General features: G+C 71.7%; 13 protein-coding genes. 5 read left to right on the forward strand and 8 right to left on the reverse strand.

Going from position 1 to position 18,334, the window contains the following annotated elements:
* Positions 1-79: 79 nt before the first annotated feature.
* The 5 genes from AOQ37_RS11815 to AOQ37_RS11835 form a co-directional block, all read right to left on the reverse strand.
* Complete coding sequence (locus tag AOQ37_RS11815; RefSeq protein WP_062644022.1) at positions 80-487, reverse strand: hypothetical protein; 408 nt, start codon at positions 485-487, stop codon at positions 80-82.
* The gene (locus tag AOQ37_RS11820; RefSeq protein WP_062644024.1) at positions 484-2,208 is read right to left on the reverse strand and encodes a right-handed parallel beta-helix repeat-containing protein; all 1,725 of its coding nucleotides are present in this window, start codon (positions 2,206-2,208) and stop codon (positions 484-486) included. Before AOQ37_RS11820 ends, AOQ37_RS11815 begins: the two co-directional genes overlap by 4 nt.
* Before the next feature lie 143 nt (positions 2,209-2,351).
* The gene (locus AOQ37_RS11825; protein ID WP_062644026.1) at positions 2,352-3,173 is read right to left on the reverse strand and encodes an SAM-dependent methyltransferase; all 822 of its coding nucleotides are present in this window, start codon (positions 3,171-3,173) and stop codon (positions 2,352-2,354) included.
* A gap of 94 nt (positions 3,174-3,267) precedes the next feature.
* Positions 3,268-4,131, reverse strand: coding sequence for a Sco1979 family transcriptional regulator (locus tag AOQ37_RS11830; RefSeq protein WP_062644027.1), 864 nt, complete (start codon positions 4,129-4,131; stop codon positions 3,268-3,270).
* Between the two features lie 108 nt (positions 4,132-4,239).
* Entirely contained in the window at positions 4,240-5,091 is an 852-nt protein-coding gene (locus AOQ37_RS11835; protein WP_062644029.1) for a helix-turn-helix domain-containing protein, read from the reverse strand.
* A 479-nt stretch (positions 5,092-5,570) separates the two neighbouring features.
* On the opposite strand from AOQ37_RS11835, the gene AOQ37_RS11840 reads away from it, so the two are divergent.
* Positions 5,571-5,876, forward strand: coding sequence for a 4a-hydroxytetrahydrobiopterin dehydratase (locus AOQ37_RS11840; RefSeq protein WP_062644030.1), 306 nt, complete (start codon positions 5,571-5,573; stop codon positions 5,874-5,876).
* Positions 5,877-6,013: 137 nt separating this feature from the next.
* The gene (locus tag AOQ37_RS11845; RefSeq protein ID WP_062644032.1) at positions 6,014-6,778 is read left to right on the forward strand and encodes a class I SAM-dependent methyltransferase; all 765 of its coding nucleotides are present in this window, start codon (positions 6,014-6,016) and stop codon (positions 6,776-6,778) included.
* A 235-nt stretch (positions 6,779-7,013) separates the two neighbouring features.
* On the opposite strand, the gene AOQ37_RS11850 is transcribed toward AOQ37_RS11845, so the two are convergent.
* Positions 7,014-7,556, reverse strand: a complete 543-nt coding sequence (locus AOQ37_RS11850; protein ID WP_062644034.1) for a hypothetical protein — start codon at positions 7,554-7,556, stop codon at positions 7,014-7,016.
* Between the two features lie 40 nt (positions 7,557-7,596).
* Here AOQ37_RS11850 and AOQ37_RS11855 point away from each other — a divergent pair, with 40 nt between their 5' ends.
* Positions 7,597-8,565 (forward strand): helix-turn-helix transcriptional regulator, encoded by a 969-nt coding sequence (locus tag AOQ37_RS11855; RefSeq protein WP_062644035.1) that lies wholly within the window; start codon positions 7,597-7,599, stop codon positions 8,563-8,565.
* A 39-nt stretch (positions 8,566-8,604) separates the two neighbouring features.
* Positions 8,605-10,548: a rhamnogalacturonan lyase gene (locus tag AOQ37_RS11860; protein WP_445407077.1), complete on the forward strand. Its 1,944-nt coding sequence runs from the start codon at positions 8,605-8,607 to the stop codon at positions 10,546-10,548.
* A gap of 60 nt (positions 10,549-10,608) precedes the next feature.
* Here AOQ37_RS11860 and AOQ37_RS11865 read toward each other — a convergent pair whose 3' ends face one another.
* Positions 10,609-13,272, reverse strand: a complete 2,664-nt coding sequence (locus tag AOQ37_RS11865) for a cellulose binding domain-containing protein (protein WP_062644037.1) — start codon at positions 13,270-13,272, stop codon at positions 10,609-10,611.
* 255 nt (positions 13,273-13,527) lie between these two features.
* On the reverse strand, positions 13,528-16,443 hold the full coding sequence (locus AOQ37_RS11870) for a glycoside hydrolase family 48 protein (RefSeq protein WP_062644038.1): 2,916 nt from the start codon (positions 16,441-16,443) through the stop codon (positions 13,528-13,530).
* Between the two features lie 265 nt (positions 16,444-16,708).
* On the opposite strand from AOQ37_RS11870, the gene AOQ37_RS11875 reads away from it, so the two are divergent.
* A complete protein-coding gene (locus AOQ37_RS11875) occupies positions 16,709-18,229 on the forward strand; it encodes a cellulase family glycosylhydrolase (protein WP_199824984.1) in 1,521 nt (506 codons plus the stop codon).
* Positions 18,230-18,334 lie beyond the last annotated feature (105 nt).

The raw sequence follows: 18,334 nt of genomic DNA on the forward strand, positions 1-18,334 counted from the left end.
CGGGTGCGGGGCGCGGGAGCCGCACGAGGCCCCCGCGCCCCGTCGTGCCGTCGGGCCCCGCCGGGCGGGGCCCGACCGCTCAGACGAGTCCGGCCAGGCCCCTGATCGCGGACTGCGCCCACTCCTGCGCCCCGACCGCCGTCCCGGCCGCGAGTCCGGTGGCGACGGGTGCCAGGGCCCCCTTGAGCATGGTCACCGAGCGGCGGAGCCGGCCCGGCTCGGGCGGCTCCGGGCCGGTGATCTCGGCGAGGACCTCCTGGGCGGCGCTCTCGGCGTCCTCGCGCTCCTGGGCGCCGAGACCGGCCGCGGGCAGCTGCCGGAGCAGCTCGGACACCAGCGTCGCGAGTGCCTCATGTCCCGCCGCGACCGGGCCGTTGAGCTGCTGGTTCTGGGTGGCCGTCTCGTTGTTCCAGGCGAACTGGGAGTTCGACACGCCTCCTTGGAACACCGGACCGTCGTAGTGGTGCACCTGCTGAGGGTCGTTCATCGGCCGACTCCGTCCTGATCGCTGTCGTTGCTGTGCCCGGTCTGCTGCTGGATGACGTGGGTGTTGTTCCACGCCAACTGGGCGCTGTGGACGGCCTCGACGAAGACCGGCCCGTGGTAGTGGTTGACGATCGTCGGCGGCGGGGCGGGCTCCGTGATCTCGCTGACCGGCAGCGCCGTCCGGAGTCCCACCAGCCTGACGCGGCCGTTGTGCTGCACGGCCACCGCCGTCGTGCCGGTCACGGCACAGTCCGCCAGCCGGCCGCCGCACGCGTCGTCGCAGCGCAGGCCGGTGGCCGCGCAGTCCTCGAAACGGCTGTCGGCGACGTCCAGATACGCGGAACCCGTCCCGCACAGGCCGTACGACTCCGCGCCGGTGACGGTGAGGTTCCGCGCGACGAGCCGCGCCGTGCCGAACGCCAGGGCGCCACCGGTGCTCACGGCCGAGACCCCGCTGTCGTGCACGTGCAGTTGGGCCTCCTCGCCCGCGCCGAACCCCAGCAGGCCGCGCTCCGCAGACACGCCCCTCAGCGTCACCCGGGACTGCCCGACGGCGGCCACGGCGGCCATGTCGAAGTCGAGGATCCGCGCGTCGGTGAGCGCGGCCGTCGTCCCGCCGTTGCCCCGCGTCTCCAGGCCGAACGGGCAGCGCTCGACGCGGACCTGCGCGAACTCGGCCTTGCTCTCGTCCCAGACCCGCAGCGCGACGCCGGTCAGGTCGCGCACGTCCACGCGGGTGAAGCGGCCTCGGGCCTTGTCGGTGACGGCGATGCCGACATTGCCCGCCGAGACGCGGCAGCCGGTCACCTGCGGGGCGCCGCCCCGGGTCGACAGCACCCCGACGTTTCCCGCGCCGGTGATCTCGCAGTCCTCGAAGGTGCCGCGGCCCGAGTCCTGGACGTGGATGCCGGTGTCGCGGCAGTCGGCGAACACACAGCCGCGCACCACCGGGTCGGCGCCGCTCGCCACCAGGATCCCGTTCTCGGCGTCGGTGACGCGGGTGTCCCGCACCGAGCCCCGGGACTGCTCGATGAAGGCGAGGCCCGCCAGGTGCGTGGCGACGACCGTGCACCCCTCGACGGTCAGTTCCGCCCGGCTGTCCGCCATGACGGCCGCCTGCTCGGCGCCGGTGACCTCGCACCCGACGAGGTGGGCCCAGGCGTCGCTGACGCGTACGCCGTGGATCCGGCTGCCGTCGAACCGGCTGTCCCGGACCAGCACCCGGGCGTTCTCGATCACCGCGACCGCGTTGTCGGCGGCGGCGGTGAACCGGCACCGCTCGACCAGCCCGGTGGCACCGGCGAAGACGGTCCGGCCGTACCGGAGATCGCTGTCGGTGAGCGTCATGGACGTGCCCGGCCGGGCGTGCGCGCAGACCCCGTCGTGCGCCCGGACCGCCACCCGGTCGAGGGCGAGGGTGCCCGCCCGGCAGTCGACGACACCGGCCTCGGCGTCCCGGCCGACCAGCACCAGACCGCGGACCATGATCGACCCCGAGGCGTCGAGCACGGTGCCGCGCGGAACGCTCACCGTCACGGAGCCGGCGTCACCCAGCGCGACGAGTTCGATCTCGCCCCGGACGGCCAGCCGTTCCGCGTAGTGGCCGGGGATGATCTCCACCCGGGCGGCGCGGCCCCGCGCGGTCGCGGCGCGCAGCGCGGACCCGATGTCGGGATGGGTGCCACGACCGCCCCGCGGCGCGACCACGTACCTCTTGACCATGCCCGCTTCCCCCGCAGCGCCCGCCCGTGACGCACCGTCGGCTCCCGGTCACCGATGCTACCGGAGGGGGCGGTGGCGCCGGGGGTGCGGGCGCGGGCCTTCACCCGACCCCCACCGGCCCGGAACGCGCGTCCGGTACCGGCTCAGGGCTTGCGGGCGACCCCCGCGTACACCGGCACGATGCCCTCCGCCTGGACCGCCACGTCCTCCGGTTCCGGGCGCCAGCCGGAGACCGGGATGACGCCCGGACCGAGCAGCTCCAGGCCCTCGAAGAAGCGGGCGAACTCCGCCAGGGAACGCGGGTGGAAAGGGGTTCCGCTGCGCCGGAAGCTCTCCGCGGCCTGCTCGATGGCCGCCGGGTTCAGGTCCGGGGTGACCTGGGAGAGGATCAGCCAACTGCCCGGCGCGAGCGCGGCGACGTACTTCTTCAGCAGGCCGTGCACGTCGTCGCCCGCCGGATCGTCGTCCAGGTAGTGCGTGAGCGCCACCAGCGACAGCGCGACCGGCCGCGTGAGGTCCAGGGTCTCGGCGGCCCGGTGCAGCAGGGTGTCGAGGTCACGGACGTCGGCGTGCGCGTACCGGGTGGAGCCCTCGGCCGAACCGTGCAGCAGTGCCTCCGCGTGGCGCAGCACGATCGGGTCGTTGTCGGCGTACACGACCCTGGACTCCGGGGCCACGCCCTGCGCCACCTGGTGCAGGTTGGGCTGGGTGGGGATGCCGGTGCCGATGTCGAGGAACTGGCGTATCCCGGCCTCGGCGGCCGCGCGGACGGCCCGCTGCATGAACCGGCGGTTCGCTCGCGCACCGCGCAGCACCGTGCCGTCCACGGCGAGGATCCTGCGGGCCAGTTCCTCGTCCACGGGGTAGTTGTCCTTGCCGCCCAGCCACCAGTCGTAGACCCGGGCCGGGTGCGGCCTGCTGGTGTCGATGCGGGCGGGGGCCCGCTCGGGCTCGGATCCGGTCATGCGGGTCTCGCCTCCAGGAGAGTCAGGAGCCAGGGGTCGGGAATCGGTAAGCGCCCGTCAGGGACCCGGACGGGGCCCGGGGCGGCGCGGCGCCTCACAGGGCCGCGCGGGCGTCCCGCAGGATCTTCTTGGTGTGCTGCGCGGACGCGGCGTGCGTCGTCATGTGGTCGAGGACCTCCAGGTGCGCGGAGACCTCCGTGCGGTCGTCGAGGTACAGCGCGCCGGTCAGGTACTCCGTGACGACCATGTCGGGCAGTTCGGGCTCGGCGAAACGGAACAGGGAGAACGGCGCCGACGTCCCCGGATGCGGGCCGGCCGCGAACTCGGAGACCTGCAAGGTGATCCGGTCGCGCTCGGCGAACTCCATGAGCCGGTCGAGCTGTTGGGACATCACGGTGGCGTCCACGCTGACCGGACGGCGCAGCACCGTCTCGTCCATCACCACCCACAGATGGGGCGGGTCGGCGGCCTCCAGCAGCCGCTGGCGGGCGAGGCGCAGCGCCACGTGCCGTTCGATCGACTCCGGGGTCGTCTGCCCGACGGTCCCGGCCTCCAGCACGGCGCGTGCGTAGGCCTCCGTCTGGAGCAGCCCGGGCACGAAGTGCGGCTCGTACGAGCGGATCAGCCGGGCCGCGCCCTCCAGGCTCACGTACAGGCTGAACCACTCCGGCAGCACGTCGTGGTAGCGCTGCCACCAACCGGGCCGGTTGGCCTCCTCGGTGAGCGAGACGAACGCCTCGGCCTCCTCGGCACCGACGCCGTACGTCTCCAGCAGCACCTGCACATAAGGGACTTTCAGTGCGACGTCGGCCGTCTCCATGCGCCGTACGGTCGCCGGGGCCACGCGCAGCGCGCGGGCCGCCTCCTCGCGTCCGAGGCCTGCCGCCTCCCGCAACTCCTGAAGCCGCCTGCCCAGGACCACCTGGCCCACCGTGGGTGCGGGCCGTCGCTCACTCACCCCACGTCTCCCCTACGCGTCGAGGTACGCGGGTCAGTGTGGCACGTCCGGGCGTCGCTCTCACAGGAACGGAGTCGAACGTTCATCTGGATCCGTGGCCGGGCGCCGTCAGCCGACCAGCGAGTGGAGGTACTTGACCGTGGCCGGATCCGCCGGGAGGAACGTCTCGACGGCCAGCTCGGCGACCGTCACGTCCATGGGGGTGTTGAAGGTGGAGACGGACGAGATGAACGAGAGCACCCGTCCCCCGTGCTCGATCCGCATCGGCAGCGCGAAGGGCGGCACGGGCTCCTCCGGCTCGTCCGCCAGGTGCCCCCCTGCCGTCGCCGGCCCGCGCTCCGCCACCGGGTAGGCGACGACCTCCTCGTACAGCTCCCGCAGCGGCGCCGAGCGGTACAGCGCGATCTGCCGCTCCATCTGCGCGAGCAGATGACCGCGCCACTCACGCAGGTTGCGGATGCGCGGTGCGAGACCCCGCGGGTGCAGGGTGAGACGCATCGCGTTGAGCGGGGGCGTGAGCAACGACTCCGGGACGCCGTCCAGCAGCATGGTGATCCCGCGGTTGGCCGCCACCACGTCGTACCGCGCGTCCAACACCAGTGCCGGATACGGCTCGTAGCCCTGGAGCAGCCGCTCCAGGCCGGCGCGCAGCGCGTCCAGCGCCGGATCGTCCAGCGGGGTCTGCGGGTAGTGCGGGGCGTAACCGGCCGCCAGCAGCAGCGCGTTGCGCTCACGCACCGGCACGTCGAGGTGCTCGGCGAGCCGCAGCACCATCTCCTCGCTGGGCCGGGAACGGCCGGTCTCGACGAAACTGATGTGCCGGGCCGAGGAGTCCGCGCGCAGGGCCAGCTCCAGCTGGCTCAGCCGCCGCCGCTCCCGCCAGGCCCGCAGCAGCGGGCCGACGCCCCGGTCATCAGGTGCGGCGGAGGCGGCGTGCGCACCCGCCGGGACAATGGTCATACGGAAGACCGTAGTTGAGGAGCACGCCGGTGAACGACCGGCTGAAGTCCCGCGAGTCGACGACGGTGTTCCGAGCCCGGGTGCGGGGCCGTCCGCTCGGCTGGGCGCTCGGTGACACCCTCGGCCGCGCGGTCGAGTCGTCCTCCCTCGACTCCCTCGACCAGATCCGCGCGGCCCACGGGCCGGGTACGTGGCGTCCGGGCCGGCCCGGACGGACGGGCGTCGCCGGGGGCGCGGTGGGCGTGAGCCGGCGCTCGGCGAGCAGCCGGCCCCGCGACCCTGTCGACCGGACCCGACCGCTGCCGGACCCGACCGCTGCCGGGTCCCGAGCCGGCGTCCGTACGCCTGGCGCACCGGGGCGGTCTGCGCCCCCTCGATCCCTCCGCGACCGGGCCGGGTGGCGGCTCTTCGGCCAGGGCCGTCAGGGCGCTCCTGTGGCACGCTGGACAGGTACGCGACATCAGGAAGGGAGCCGTGCCATGGCCGTCGAACCGCTGTCGCAGAAGGAGATCGAGGACCGGCTGTCCGAGCTGCCCGGCTGGTCCCTGGACGGCGACCGCCTCACCCGCGCCTACCGCCTCGACTCCCATTTCGCCGCGGCCTCCCTGGTCGTCCATGTCGCGCGGATCCAGGACGAGCTCGATCACCATTCGGAGCTCACCCTCGGCTACCACTCGGTCTCCCTCGCCGTGAACACCCACAGCGCGGGCGGCGCCGTCACCGAGCTGGACGTCGAACTCGCACGACGGGTGGAGGCCGTGGCACCCGCGCACGGAGCGCGCTGACGCCGGCGACGGGCGGTTCGGCGTGAGGTGGGACGGCGGGGCAGGTGGGACCGGTGCGGCCCGGTCCGGGACGGTCCGGGCATGGCGCGGCGGTGACGGTACGGGCGAGGCGCGGCGGTGAGGGAACGGGGGCGCGGGTGCTGGACTACGACGAGGAAGCCGACCGCTACGACGCCTGGCGCGGCGGTGAGCCCCGGGCGGCGGCCGCCGCGGAGGGTGTCCTCGGCCTCGTACCGACGCGGGCGCGCAGCCTGCTGGACGTGGCCTGCGGCACGGGCATCGTCACCCGGCGCCTCGCGGCCGGACGGCCCGGCCTGCGGGTGACGGGCGTGGACCTGGCGCCCGCCATGGTCCGGCATGCCGCCGCCCGGCTGCCCGGAGCGGTCGTCCTCGCCGACGGCCGCCGACTCCCCTTCCGGGACGAGGAGTTCGACGCCGTCAGCAGCGTCTGGCTGCTGCACCTCGTCGAGGACGCCACCGACGCGCGGCGGATCGTCGCGGAGTGCGCGCGGGTGCTGCGGCCCGGCGGCGTGTACATCACCACCGTCGACAAGGGCGCCTCCCACAACGTGGGCAGCGACATCGATGTCGTGCTGTCCGCCCGCCCGCGGCGGCCGGCCTCCGACACCGCGGCGCAGGTGGCGTCGTACGCCGTCGGAGCCGGCCTGGTCCCGGCCGGGCAGGCCGGCTTCGACGGGCGGGGGCAGGGCCGCAGCCCGCGCCGCGCCATCACGGACCTGCGACGCGGCTGGTTCGTCACCCTGCCGCCCGGTCACCCCCTGGCCGACGAGTTCGCCGCCCGGCTCGCCGCCCTGCCCGACCAGGACCGGCCCCGCCCGGACCCCGCGTTCACGCTGAGTGCGTTCCGCAAACCGGTTCCCGGCCCGCTCCAGGACGCGTGAAGTCCATGACCCAGGTGGTCAGCCGGGTCTCCCCGCCGCAGCCTCGGCGTCCGCCCCCTCGCCCCGAGGTGCGGCATGTCGATCCCGTCGACGTTCGCGGCCCCGTCGAACAGCGGCCGGCACCGGGTCGTGGAGGCGAACTCCTCCCGGTCGCTCCCCGGGTCGAGGAACTCGGTGCGCCGGCGGTGGCGGACCTCGCACCCGCCGTGCAGGAAGTCGAAGTCGTGCCGGCCGCTCATGAGCGGACTCCGGTCGTTCCTGCGGGCAGGGAATCGGTGAGGTAGGCGTCGAGGTCCGGTACCTCGGGGGCGCGGGGGGTGAGTATGTGCCGTACCCACGCGTTGCGTTCGTGCAGGATCGGCGGCAGTTCCCAGACGCAGCCGATCCAGGGCCGGTCGGTCGCGGTCGTGACGAAACGGCTCGGGTCGTCGTCCGGACAGTCGAGCACCGGCTGGCCGGCGGCCGCTCCCCGGAAGTGCAGGACGTTGTCCCACACCCAGCTGTACGCGTTGAGGTAGGCGCCGTCGTCGTCGCCCCGGTGCAGCACGACGAAGCCGGCGGGCGGCGTCCCGTCGGGCGCCGGCAGCAGCTCGGGAAGGATCGCGTACGCCGCCCGCTCCACCTCGGGCGCGATGCCCGCCGGGTCGGAGGTGACGTGGTAGCGCTTGATCCACCGCCCCGCCACCTCGATCGGCGGGAGCACGGTCAGCTGCTTCTCCGCGAAGGGAGGGGCGGTGGAGGGAGCGGGAGGACGCGGATCCTGGGAGACGGAGGTCATGGGCAGGACGCTAGGCCCGCTTCACTGACATCCTGTGTCAGTGAAGTCCAGCCGACTCGTCTCGATCCTGTTGCTGCTCCAGACCCGGGGCCGGATGACCGCCGCCCAGCTGGCGGAGGAGCTGGAGGTGTCGGTGCGCACCGTCTACCGGGACGTGGAGGCACTGGGCGCGGCGGGCGTCCCGCTGTACGGCGACGCCGGTCACGCCGGGGGGTACCGCCTGCTCGACGGCTACCGCACCCGCCTGACCGGACTGACGGCCGACGAGGCGGAGGCCCTCTTCCTGGCCGGTGCCCCCGGTCCCGCCGCCCAGCTGGGTCTCGGCCAGGTCCTGGCCGCCGCGCAGCTGAAGGTCCGCGCCGCGTTGCCGCCGGAACTGCGGGCGCACGCGGACCGGATCAGCGGCCGCTTCCACCTGGACGCGCCCGGCTGGTACACGGACGCGGGAACGGACGGGACGCGGTATCTGGCGGCCGTCGCCGACGCGGTGTGGAACAGCAGGACGCTGCGCATCGGATACCGGCGCTGGCGTGAGCCCACCGACGTCGAACGCCGGATCGAGCCCTACGGCCTGGTCCTGAAGGCGGGCCGCTGGTACGTCGTGGCAGGCCCCGGCCCGCGCACGTTCCGGGTCGACCAGATCCTCCGGCTCACCGCCTGCGACGAGGTGTTCACCCGGCCGGACGGCTTCGACCTGGCCGCCCACTGGACGGCGTACCAGCAGGGATTCCACGAGCGGCTGTACCGGGACCGGGTGGAGGCGGTGGTCCGGCTGGCACCGGGGGTGACCCTCGCCCGTGCGGTGCGACTCGACGGTCCCGCCGGGGCGGACGGCTGGACGGTGGCCAGGATCCCCATCGAGTCCGTCGAGCACGCCCACGCCGAATTCCTGCGCCTGGGCGCGGACATCGAGGTGCTCGGCCCGCCCGAACTGCGCGAGCGGATCGCGCGGACGGTGACGGAACTGGCCGCGGTGTACGGCAACTCGCCCTTCCCCGGCGGCAACTGAGAGGCGGAACCCATCCGCCCCTCCCGGGAGGTACGCCCCGTGCAGCACCCGCACCCGCACTCCCTTTCTTCCCCGCGTTCCCCGTCACTGCCACCGTCCCCTCCGCACGCGGATCGCTCGCCCCGCCGGCGCCGCGGACGCTGGGCCGTCCTGTCGGCGCTGGTCGCCACCACGGCCCTGGTCGGCGCCGGGCTGACCAGGGCCGGCGCCGGAACCGCCGAGGCGGCCACGGCCCGCCAGGTGGAGGCCCTCGACCGGGGTGTCGTCAGCGTGCACACCGACAGCGGCAACCTGGTCAGCTGGCGCTGGCTCGGCACCGACCCCGACGGCGTCTCCTTCAACGTCTACCGGGCCGGCACCAAGGTCAACGCGTCCCCGGTCACCGGCTCCACGAACTACTTCCACTCCGGCGCCCCGGCGCAGGCCGACTACACCGTCCGCGCGATCGTGAACGGCGTCGAGCAGGCCGACTCCGTCCACGCGATCCAGTTCCGCACCGGCTACAAGGACGTCCCCGTCACCCCGCCGGCCGGCGGCACGACCCCCGACGGTGTCGCCTACACCTACGAGGCCAACGACGCCTCGGTCGGTGACCTGGACGGCGACGGCGCCCTGGACATCGTCCTGAAGTGGCAGCCCACCAACGCCAAGGACAACTCCCAGTCGGGCTACACCGGCAACACGGTCGTGGACGGCGTGAAGCTCGACGGCACCCGCCTGTGGCGCGTCGACCTCGGCCGCAACATCCGCTCGGGCGCCCACTACACACAGTTCCAGGTCTACGACTACGACGGCGACGGCAAGGCCGAGATCGCCATGAAGACGGCCGACGGGACGGTGGACGGCACGGGCACGGTGATCGGCAGTTCCTCCGCCGACTACCGCAACTCCAGCGGCTATGTGCTGTCCGGCCCCGAGTACCTGACCATGTTCAACGGGCAGACCGGCAGGGCGATGAGTTCCGTCGACTACGTCCCGGCCCGCGGCACGGTCTCCTCCTGGGGCGACTCCTACGGCAACCGCGTCGACCGGTTCCTCGCGGGAACCGCCTACCTGGACGGTGCCCGGCCCTCGCTGATCATGGCCCGCGGTTACTACACGCGTTCTGTCATCGCGGCCTGGGACTGGCGCAACGGCGCCTTCACCCGCCGCTGGACCTTCGACACCAGCTCCTCCACCAACACCGGCAAGGGCTACGACGGCCAGGGCTCGCACAGTCTCTCCGTCGGGGACGTGGACGGCGACGGCAAGGACGAGATCGTCTACGGCGCGATGGCCGTCGACGACAACGGGAACGGCCTGTGGACCACGAAGACGGGACACGGCGACGCCCAGCACCTCGGCGACCTCGATCCCTCGCACGCCGGCCTCGAGTACTTCAAGGTCTCGGAGTCGACCGGCCAGCCCGCCGAGCTGTACATCCACCCGGCGAACGGCACCGTCGCCTGGAAGCTGGCCGCCTGCTGCGACAACGGCCGCGGGGTCGCCGGCGACATCTGGGCGGGCAACGACGGTGCCGAGGTCTGGTCGGCCTCCGACACCTCGATCCGGGACGAGGCAGGCGCGACGAAGGGCCGGGAACCGTCCTCCGTCAACTTCCTCTCCTGGTGGGACGCCGACCCCGTCCGTGAGCTCCTCGACGCCACCCACATCGACAAGTACGGCACGTCCTCGGACACCCGCCTGCTGACCGGCTCGGGCGTCCACTCCAACAACGGCACCAAGGCCACCCCGTCGCTGTCCGGCGACATCCTCGGCGACTGGCGCGAGGAGGTCGTCTGGCCGACCAGCGACAACACGGCCCTGCGTATCTACTCCACGCCGTACGAGACCACGACACGGATCACGACCCTGCTCCACGACACGATGTACCGCACCGGCCTGGCCTGGCAGAACACCGCCTACAACCAGCCGCCGCACCCGAGTTACTTCCTCGGCAACGGCATGCCGACCGCACCCCGCCCGGCGGTCTACACGCCCTGAGCGCGCGAAGGGTGCGCGTCCCGGACCGGTCCCCGGGACGCGCACCCGCCGCGGCGGCGGTCAGTTCACCGCGCAGCTCTGTTCACCCAGCTTGAACGCCGTCGGTTTCGTGTTCGTGCCCGTCCAGTTGCCCGTGAAGCCGAAGCTCACGGACGAACCGGCCGCCACATCGGCGTTCCAGCCCACGTTCCTCGCCGCCACCGCCGGACCCGACTGGGTGTGGACCGCGTTCCACAGCTGGCCGATGGTCTGGCCGTTCGGGAAGGTCCAGCCGAGGCTCCAGCCGGACCAGGCGCTCGTGCCGGTGTTGGCGAGTTCGACGTCCGCCTGGAAACCGCCCGACCACTGGTTGGTGACGGTGTACGTCACCGCGCAGGCACCGGTCGGCGTGGGGTCGGTCGGATCGGTGGGATCCGTGCCCCCGCCGCCGGTGTCGGAGATGTCGCCGTAGACGACGCCCCGGCCGTTCGTCGAGACGTAGACCCGCCCGTACACCCTCGGGTCACCCGTGATCGCCCCGCCCGTCCAACCCCACTGGTGGGCGTCGTCGTTGATCCGGGTCCAGGTCGCGCCCTTGTCCGTCGAGCGGAAGATGCCCCGGACACCGGCGATCTTCGCGCTGGTGTAGAGGGTCTGGTACGACGCGCCCGTCGCGGCCTTGCCGAACCCGATCGTGTCGGCCTGCTCGACCCCCGACAGCTTGGTGAAGGTCGCGCCGGAGTCCGTGGAGTGCCACAGACCGTACGCTCCGTCGCTCGCCCCGCCCGCCAGCCAGACATCGCCCTTCGTGCCCGGCAACGCCTTGAACCGCACGCTGTCCCCGCCGGGCAGACCGGCCGCCGCGGACCCGGTGAAGGTCGCGCCGCCGTCCGAACTCACATAGAACTTGCCCGACTTGAAGCCGTAGAAGGTCTTTGGGTCGACCCGGTCGGACTCGACGATCGCCCCGGCCGGGATTCCGCTCGACGCCTGCCACGAGGTGCCGAAACCGGTGGTGTACTGCACTCCGGCGCCCGCCGGGCTCCAGACGAAGCGGCTGCCGTCCGCCGCCGCGGCGACCGTCCCGCCCCCGCTGACTCCCGAAGGGTCCGTCCCCGCGAACCAGTTGGCGCCGTTGTCCGTCGAGAACGCCACATGCGGCCCCGAGTCCAGATCGCCGACGCGGACCACGGTGTTCGGGTTCGTCTCGGCGTAGTCCAGGCTCGTCGTCGAGGTGAAGTTCGGGGAGGTGAACATCATCGACGGCACCTTCGTCAGGTCCGTGTGGCGGAAGCCGCCGACGTCGCCCAGCGCGCTGAGCAACGGCGCGCCGGACGGCGGGGAGGCGATGTCCAGGACCGCCGTCTCCTCCAGCCCCTGCACCATCGGCTTGATGGTGAACCGGCCCTCGCTGTCCCAGTCGGCCAGGTTCTCCGTGCCGTAGATCGTCGCGCCCGTGCCGTACATCATGCGGCTGGAGTTGAACGGGTCGATCTCCAACGCCTCCGTCATCCAACCGAGTTTGGGCGTCTGCTCCGGCGGCGAGGGGTTGGCGCCCCAGGTCAGCCACGGCGACGACGAGACGTCCATCGTGTACCGGTTCGCACGGTCGGGGTACGAGGTGTAGTCCCACGCCTTGGTCCAGGTGCCGCCGCTGTCCGTCGAGCGGAAGATCTGGGTGTCCGGCCACCAGGAACTGTAGGCGGTGGCCATGACGGTACCGGGCTTCTGCCGGTCGACGGTCAGCCCGCTGAAGCCGTAGTACGAGTCGGCCTCCGCCACCGGACTGATGTCCGTCCAGGTCCCGGTCGCCGTCGCGTACCGCCACAGCCGGCCCTTGCCGCCGTCGTACGGCCCGCCCTTGTCGCTGTAGGCGAGGAACAGGTGACCGTTGACGGTGTCCAGCACGCCCTTGTGCGCCAGGTATCCCGTCGGCTGCCCGGCCAGCCGTGTCCAGGTCGCGCCCGCGTCGGTCGACCGGTACACCGCGTTGTCCTTGTCCGCCACGCCGACGTAGATCGTCTTCGTCGCGGTGCCGGACGTCCCCGTGGACTCGTCGAAGGTGACCCAGACGATGCCCTGGTTGTCGCTGGCGTACCCGCTGGTGTCGGTCGGATCCTGCTGGTAGTTGCCGACGTTGGGGAAGTTCGTCACCTGCGACCAGGTGACGCCCGAGTCCGTCGACCGCCACAGGCCCTTGCCGCTCGGCGCGCCCAGATACAGCACGCTGTTCCTGTTCGGGTCGACCGCCAGGCGCTCGCCCATGCCGCGGCCGGGCATGTTGCCGCCCAGCTTGTAGGGCAGGTCCGTCTTCTGCCAGCTGGCGCCCCGGTCGGCGGAGCGCAGCACGGCCCCGTTGCCCGGGTCCCAGCTGTTGGTGTAGGTGCCGACCGCCGCGTACACCCTGTTCGGATCGACGGAGTCGGAGGCCAGGCTCACCACGCCGGTGTGCCCCCAGTCGTCCCAGCCGACCGAGTCCAGCAGCGGGGTCCAGGTCTTGCTCGACTCCTGCCAGCGGTACGCGCCGCCGATGTCGGTGCGCGCGTAGGCGAGGTTCTTCTCCTTGCGGTTGAAGACGATGCCGGGCACGAAGCCGCCGCCGTCGATCCTGGCGTTCCTCCAGGTGTACGACTCTGCGGCCGGTGCCGTCCGCGGGCTGCCGTCCGCGGCCAGTACGGGCGGGCTTCCCGCGACGAGGCCGGCGGCGAGCGCGAGAACGGCCGTGAGGATACGGGTTCTTCGCACGGTGGGGGTCCTTCCGTGAAGAGGAGCGCGCGAGGGCCGGGCGGTCCCCTGTGCGGGTGGGGACCGCCCGGCCGGGTGGCCTCGTCGTCCGGTGACGAGGCCGCGTACGCGGAGCCTTCGAGCACGCCGACGGGGGGGGTGGGGCCACCCCGCGCCCCCGGCCCGAAGGGGCGACCGGGGGCGGGGGTACTGCGGGCCGGTCACTTCCGGCCCGCAGCCGAACCCCGCCCTGCCCGCGGCGCGCTCGGCGGGGGACTATTCGAGAAGCTCCGCGTACGAGCCCATGGCCAGGGCGATGTCCGCCTGGGCCCAGAAGCGGTGGTACGTGAACACGGGCGCGGCTCCGCCCGCGAGATAGCTCTCGATCTTCGACCAGGCCGGGTCGTTCTTGTAGAAGGACCGCAGGGAGGCGAAGGTCGAGGAGGAGTTGATCGTGTCGCCGTTCGGCATCTTGCCGCTGAAGGTGCCGGGGACGTACACGCCGTCGTCGAAGCGGTTGTAGTCGGCGCGGGTCTCCGGCACCGCGATGCCGAGGGCGTCCTGGTTGTTGGCCCACATCCCGTCCAGGAGGGCCTTCGCGGTCGTCTTCGCCTCCGTGTCACCGGACCTGGCGGCGTAGTACGTCAGGGTCTTGGCGTACGCGGCGGCCACCCCGACGTCATTGGTGTAGTCGGCGACCGTGACGTGAAGTCCCGTGTTCGCGCCGGGGCTCGTCGCGTTCCAGGTGTCCGGCTGCCCCGACCACTGGAGCGTGGAGGGGATCAGGAAGCTGCCGTCCGGGTTGATCGTGGTCTTGGACAGCGCCCAGTCGACCCACTTGTCGAGAACCGCCTTGGCGCTCGCGTTCCCGGTCTGCTGGTAGTACTCGGCGACCCGCTCCATCGACCACGCCTGGAAGCCGAACCACTGGTTGGACGGCGGGTCGTGGTAGACGGGCTGCTGGTCGTAGTACATGCCGTAGAAGGTCGACGTCCCGGTCGGCGGCGTCGCGTAGCGGCCCGCCCAGCTGTTCGTCGCCCCGCCCGCGATGGCGCCCTCGCTGGACTGGAGCCAGCGGTAGAACTCCAGCTGCCGGGTCAGGGACTTCGCCCAGTCCGCCTGGCCCGTCGCCGACTTGGGCTTCAGGTCCGCGTAGCTGCTGAGCGCGTAGGCGGCCAGCGGGTTCTGGTAGCCGCCGTGGGTGTGACTGGATCCGATGCGCCAGGCCCAGCCGGCGCTGGTGTCCGTGGCGCCGCCCCAGGCGTAGTACCAGGACAGCAGGTAGTGCGAGGCGTCCTTGCCGGTGCCGGCCGCGCAGGCGGTCGGTCCGACGCAGTTGCCGATCTTCTTGAAGTACTTGTCGTACATCGCGTAGCGGAGGTAGTCACCCATCTTCGCGGCCTTGCCGACGGTCGCGGAGACGTCACCGCCCTTGCCCTGCGCCTCGGCCCAGATGTCCGCCCAGTACGCGGCCTGCACGGCTCGCGCGTCGGCGTCCGGGGCGTTGGTGAACTTCCACTGCTTGGCGTAGGAGGCGTCACCGGTGAACAGGTCGAGATATCCGTTCGTGCCGCCGTACTTGAAGGCGTCGCAGGTCGGCTGCGGCACCGTCTCCCACACCGACTCCTGCGCGCCGCGCTGGAAGGTGTTGATGTACGACGGGCCGGTGTCCGTCGGACCCGCCTCGCACTTGCCGGGCGAGTTGCCGTAGCCGTAGGTGTTGTCGACGTCCTGGAGCCAGTGCATGCCGTAGACGTCGTCCGTGCCGTACGCGGTCTTCAGTTCACCGGCTATGGGATCCGGTCCCACCGAGACACCGGTGTCCAGTTTCGCCGGGTACTCGTTCGGGGTGTCCAGCTCGGGTGCGTACGTCGCCGGTTTGGAGGCGTTGTAGAACGAGTTGGTCGGCTGGTCGGCGTGGGTGGGGATCATGTACTTCTCCATGATGTCCCAGGCGCCGTTGAACTTGGTCCAGTCGCCGGTGATCTTCCCGTACATCGCCTGGAGCCAGAGCAGGTAGCTGTAGGCCTCGGAGGTGGTCTCGTGCCCCTGGTCCGGAGCCTCGACGATCAATGTCTCGACCGAGTGGTACGGGATCCCCTCGGGGGAGAAGTAACCGTTCGCCGGGTTGGTGATCTTGCCGTAGAGGTCGAGGAACCGGGCGTCGTACGCCTTGGTGCCCGCGATCTCGGTGGCCGTGACCGAGGCCTTGGCGTGTCCGGTGGCCGTCGACTCGAAGGTCGCGGCGCCCGTGCCGGAGGCGTCGGCCGTGATGGTCACGTTCTGGGCGGCGCTCCAGTTCGACGGTGTGAAGGTGAGGCTCGCGCCGCCCGTCACCGTCAGGCCCGTGTTGCCGGCGGTGCGGGCGGTCGTGACGGTCACATTGGCCGAGGGCTGGGTCGACAGCTTCAGCGAGTAGGTGCCCGTCCTGCCCTGCTGCACGGCGAGCTGGTTGGTGGAGGCGACGACGGCCGGTCCCGAGGCGACCGTGATGCCGACCGGGGTCGACGACGCCGACGCGCCCAGGCTGTCGTACGCCTTGGCGACCAGAGAATGACTGCCCACGGACAAGCCGGTGGCGGACAGGGTGTACGGCGAGCTCGTGTCCGTGCCCAGCAGGGTCGTGTCGTCATAGAACTCGATCTTGCTGATGGTCGCGCCGTCGGCCGCCGCCGCGGTCGCCGCCAGCGGGACCGGGTTCCCCTGCGTGTAGACCGCGCCCGCGGTCGGGCTGGTCAGCACCGCGACGGGCGGCTGGTGGGCGCCGGCGCAGGTGGTGCCGTTGACCGCGAAGCTCGTCGGCGCGGCGTTCGTGCCGCTGTAGGTGAACTGCGCGCCCGTGCCGACCGCGGCACCGGCGGCGATCGTCCCGTTGTACGAGGCGTTGTTCACCGTGATCTGCTGACCGGACTGCGACCAGTTGCCGTTCCATCCGTTCGTCAGCTTCTGGTTGCCGGCGTAGGAATACGTCAGGGCCCAGCCGCTGATCGGGTCGGTGCCCCGGTTGGTGAGGGTCAGATCCGCGGTGAACCCGGAACCCCAGTCATTGGTCTTGTAGTCGACGCTGCACTGAAGTGCGGCTGCCTGAGCGGGAGTTGTGCTCGTACTCAGCATGGCGAGGGGGAGCGCGAGGGCCGCCAGGGCGGCGGTCCACAGGCGCCGCGCCCCGCGGCGTCTGCGTGAGGGATCCATGGTGCTGGTTCCTCCTTGCGGCTCGGAGAGGTGGGGGAGGAGCAACAAGCCTTGAACCAGTGGGAGCGCTCCCATAGTGGGGACGGGGGTCGGAGCGGTCAAGGTGCTTGAAGAGTCGAAAAGATTCGACGGCCGATGTTGAGGGAAAGTCAGTGACGCCTCTGTTCTTTGCCGACACTTGGCGCTAGCTTCGAGGCACCAGTGGGAGCGGTTCCATCAGTCGACGCGTCCTTTCACGACGCGCCTGAGCTGCAAGGAGTCGCTCATGCGACACCCCCCGCGTTCAGTACTTTTAGCCGTCGCCGGTACGGTCGCCCTCGTTGCGGGCGCCCTGACACCGGTCGTCACGGCGCAGGGAGCCGTGCCCGTGTGCACGGTCGAGTACTCGGTCACCGGCCAATGGGACGCCGGCTTTCAGGGCGCCGTGAAGATCACCAACAACGCGGCGGCTCTGACCGGTTGGAACCTCACCTTCGACTTCGCCGACGGCCAGGAGATCACTCAGGGCTGGAGCGCGAAGTGGTCCCAGTCCGGCACCACCGTCACCGCCGCGAACGAGAGCTGGAACGGCTCCCTGGGCACCGGCGCGAGCGTCAGCGCGGGCTTCATCGCCGCCACCGCCGCGAAGGCGAACACCGTACCGGTGGCGTTCGAGCTCAACGGCACGAGGTGCAACGCGGCCACCGAACCGACTCCCACGCCCACACCCACCACGCCACCCACGACGGAACCGCCGGACACCGGTGACGAGCCCCCCGCGCTGCACGTCTCGGGCAACCGGCTCGTGGACGCCGACGGCGACACCCGCCGGCTGCTCGGAGTGAACCGCTCCGGCGGCGAGTTCATGTGCGTCCAGGGACGCGGCATCTGGGACGGCCCGGTGGACGACGCCGCCGTCCGGGCGATCGCCGACTGGCACGTCGACACCGTGCGCATCCCGCTCAACGAGGAGTGCTGGCTGGGCCTTTCGAACATCGACTCCGCCTACGGCGGCACCCGCTACGTCGACGCGGTCAAGGACCTGGTGGCCCGCGTCGAGGCGCACGGCATGACGCCCGTCGTCGAACTGCACTGGAGCCAAGGTCAGTACACCGGCAATTCGGCGGGCTGCTCGGACGTGCACGCCAGTTGCCAGAAGCCGATGCCCGACATGCAGTACAGCCCGTCGTTCTGGACCTCGGTCGCCAACACCTTCAAGAACGACCGGGCCGTCGTGTTCGACCTGTTCAACGAGCCCTACCCGGACCGCGCCACCTCCACGACCACCCAGGCGTGGCAGTGCTGGCGGGACGGCGGGACCTGTCCCGGCATCGGGTACGAGGTCGCCGGTATGCAGGATCTCGTCGACTCGGTACGGGCGACCGGCGCCAGGAACGTGATCCTGGCCGGCGGCCTCGCGTACTCCAACGACCTGAGTCAGTGGCTGACGTACAGGCCCACCGACCCGACCGGCAATCTCGCCGCCGCGTACCACGTCTACAACTTCAACTCCTGTGCGAACGAGAGCTGCTGGAACTCCACCCTCGCCCCCGTCGCGGCTCAGGTGCCGCTGGTGGCGGGGGAGATCGGGGAGAACACCTGCTCGCACGGGTTCGTCGATCGGGTCATGAAGTGGTTCGACGACCGCGGTCTGTCGTACCTGGGCTGGACCTGGAACACCTGGGACTGCTCCACCGGCCCTTCCCTGATCTCCGGCTACGACGGCACGCCCACGGCGTACGGCGCCGGCCTGCGCGACCATCTGCGCGCACTCGACGGACAGGCGTCGGCGGACCGGTCCACGTGACCGGCGCCTCCGACCGAACCGCCCGTCCGATCCGCTGAACCGACCGCCGAACCGATCCGCCGGGTCGGTCCGGCGGGGGCCGGAACACGGCCCGGTCGGCCGCAA

The sequence above is a fragment of the Streptomyces maremycinicus genome, from assembly GCF_001184025.1.
Taxonomy (GTDB): Bacteria; Actinomycetota; Actinomycetes; order Streptomycetales; family Streptomycetaceae; genus Streptomyces; species Streptomyces maremycinicus.

Excerpts from the sequence above, each read along its gene's own strand:
- AOQ37_RS11825 (WP_062644026.1), bottom strand. The coding sequence starts at position 3,173 with ATGACCGGATCCGAGCCCGAGCGGGCCCCCGCCCGCATCGACACCAGC.
- AOQ37_RS11850 (WP_062644034.1), bottom strand. The coding sequence starts at position 7,556 with ATGACCTCCGTCTCCCAGGATCCGCGTCCTCCCGCTCCCTCCACCGCC.
- AOQ37_RS11875 (WP_199824984.1), top strand. The coding sequence starts at position 16,709 with ATGCGACACCCCCCGCGTTCAGTACTTTTAGCCGTCGCCGGTACGGTC.
- AOQ37_RS11815 (WP_062644022.1), bottom strand. The coding sequence starts at position 487 with ATGAACGACCCTCAGCAGGTGCACCACTACGACGGTCCGGTGTTCCAA.
- AOQ37_RS11820 (WP_062644024.1), bottom strand. The coding sequence starts at position 2,208 with ATGGTCAAGAGGTACGTGGTCGCGCCGCGGGGCGGTCGTGGCACCCAT.
- AOQ37_RS11870 (WP_062644038.1), bottom strand. The coding sequence starts at position 16,443 with ATGGATCCCTCACGCAGACGCCGCGGGGCGCGGCGCCTGTGGACCGCC.
- AOQ37_RS11835 (WP_062644029.1), bottom strand. The coding sequence starts at position 5,091 with ATGACCATTGTCCCGGCGGGTGCGCACGCCGCCTCCGCCGCACCTGAT.
- AOQ37_RS11840 (WP_062644030.1), top strand. The coding sequence starts at position 5,571 with ATGGCCGTCGAACCGCTGTCGCAGAAGGAGATCGAGGACCGGCTGTCC.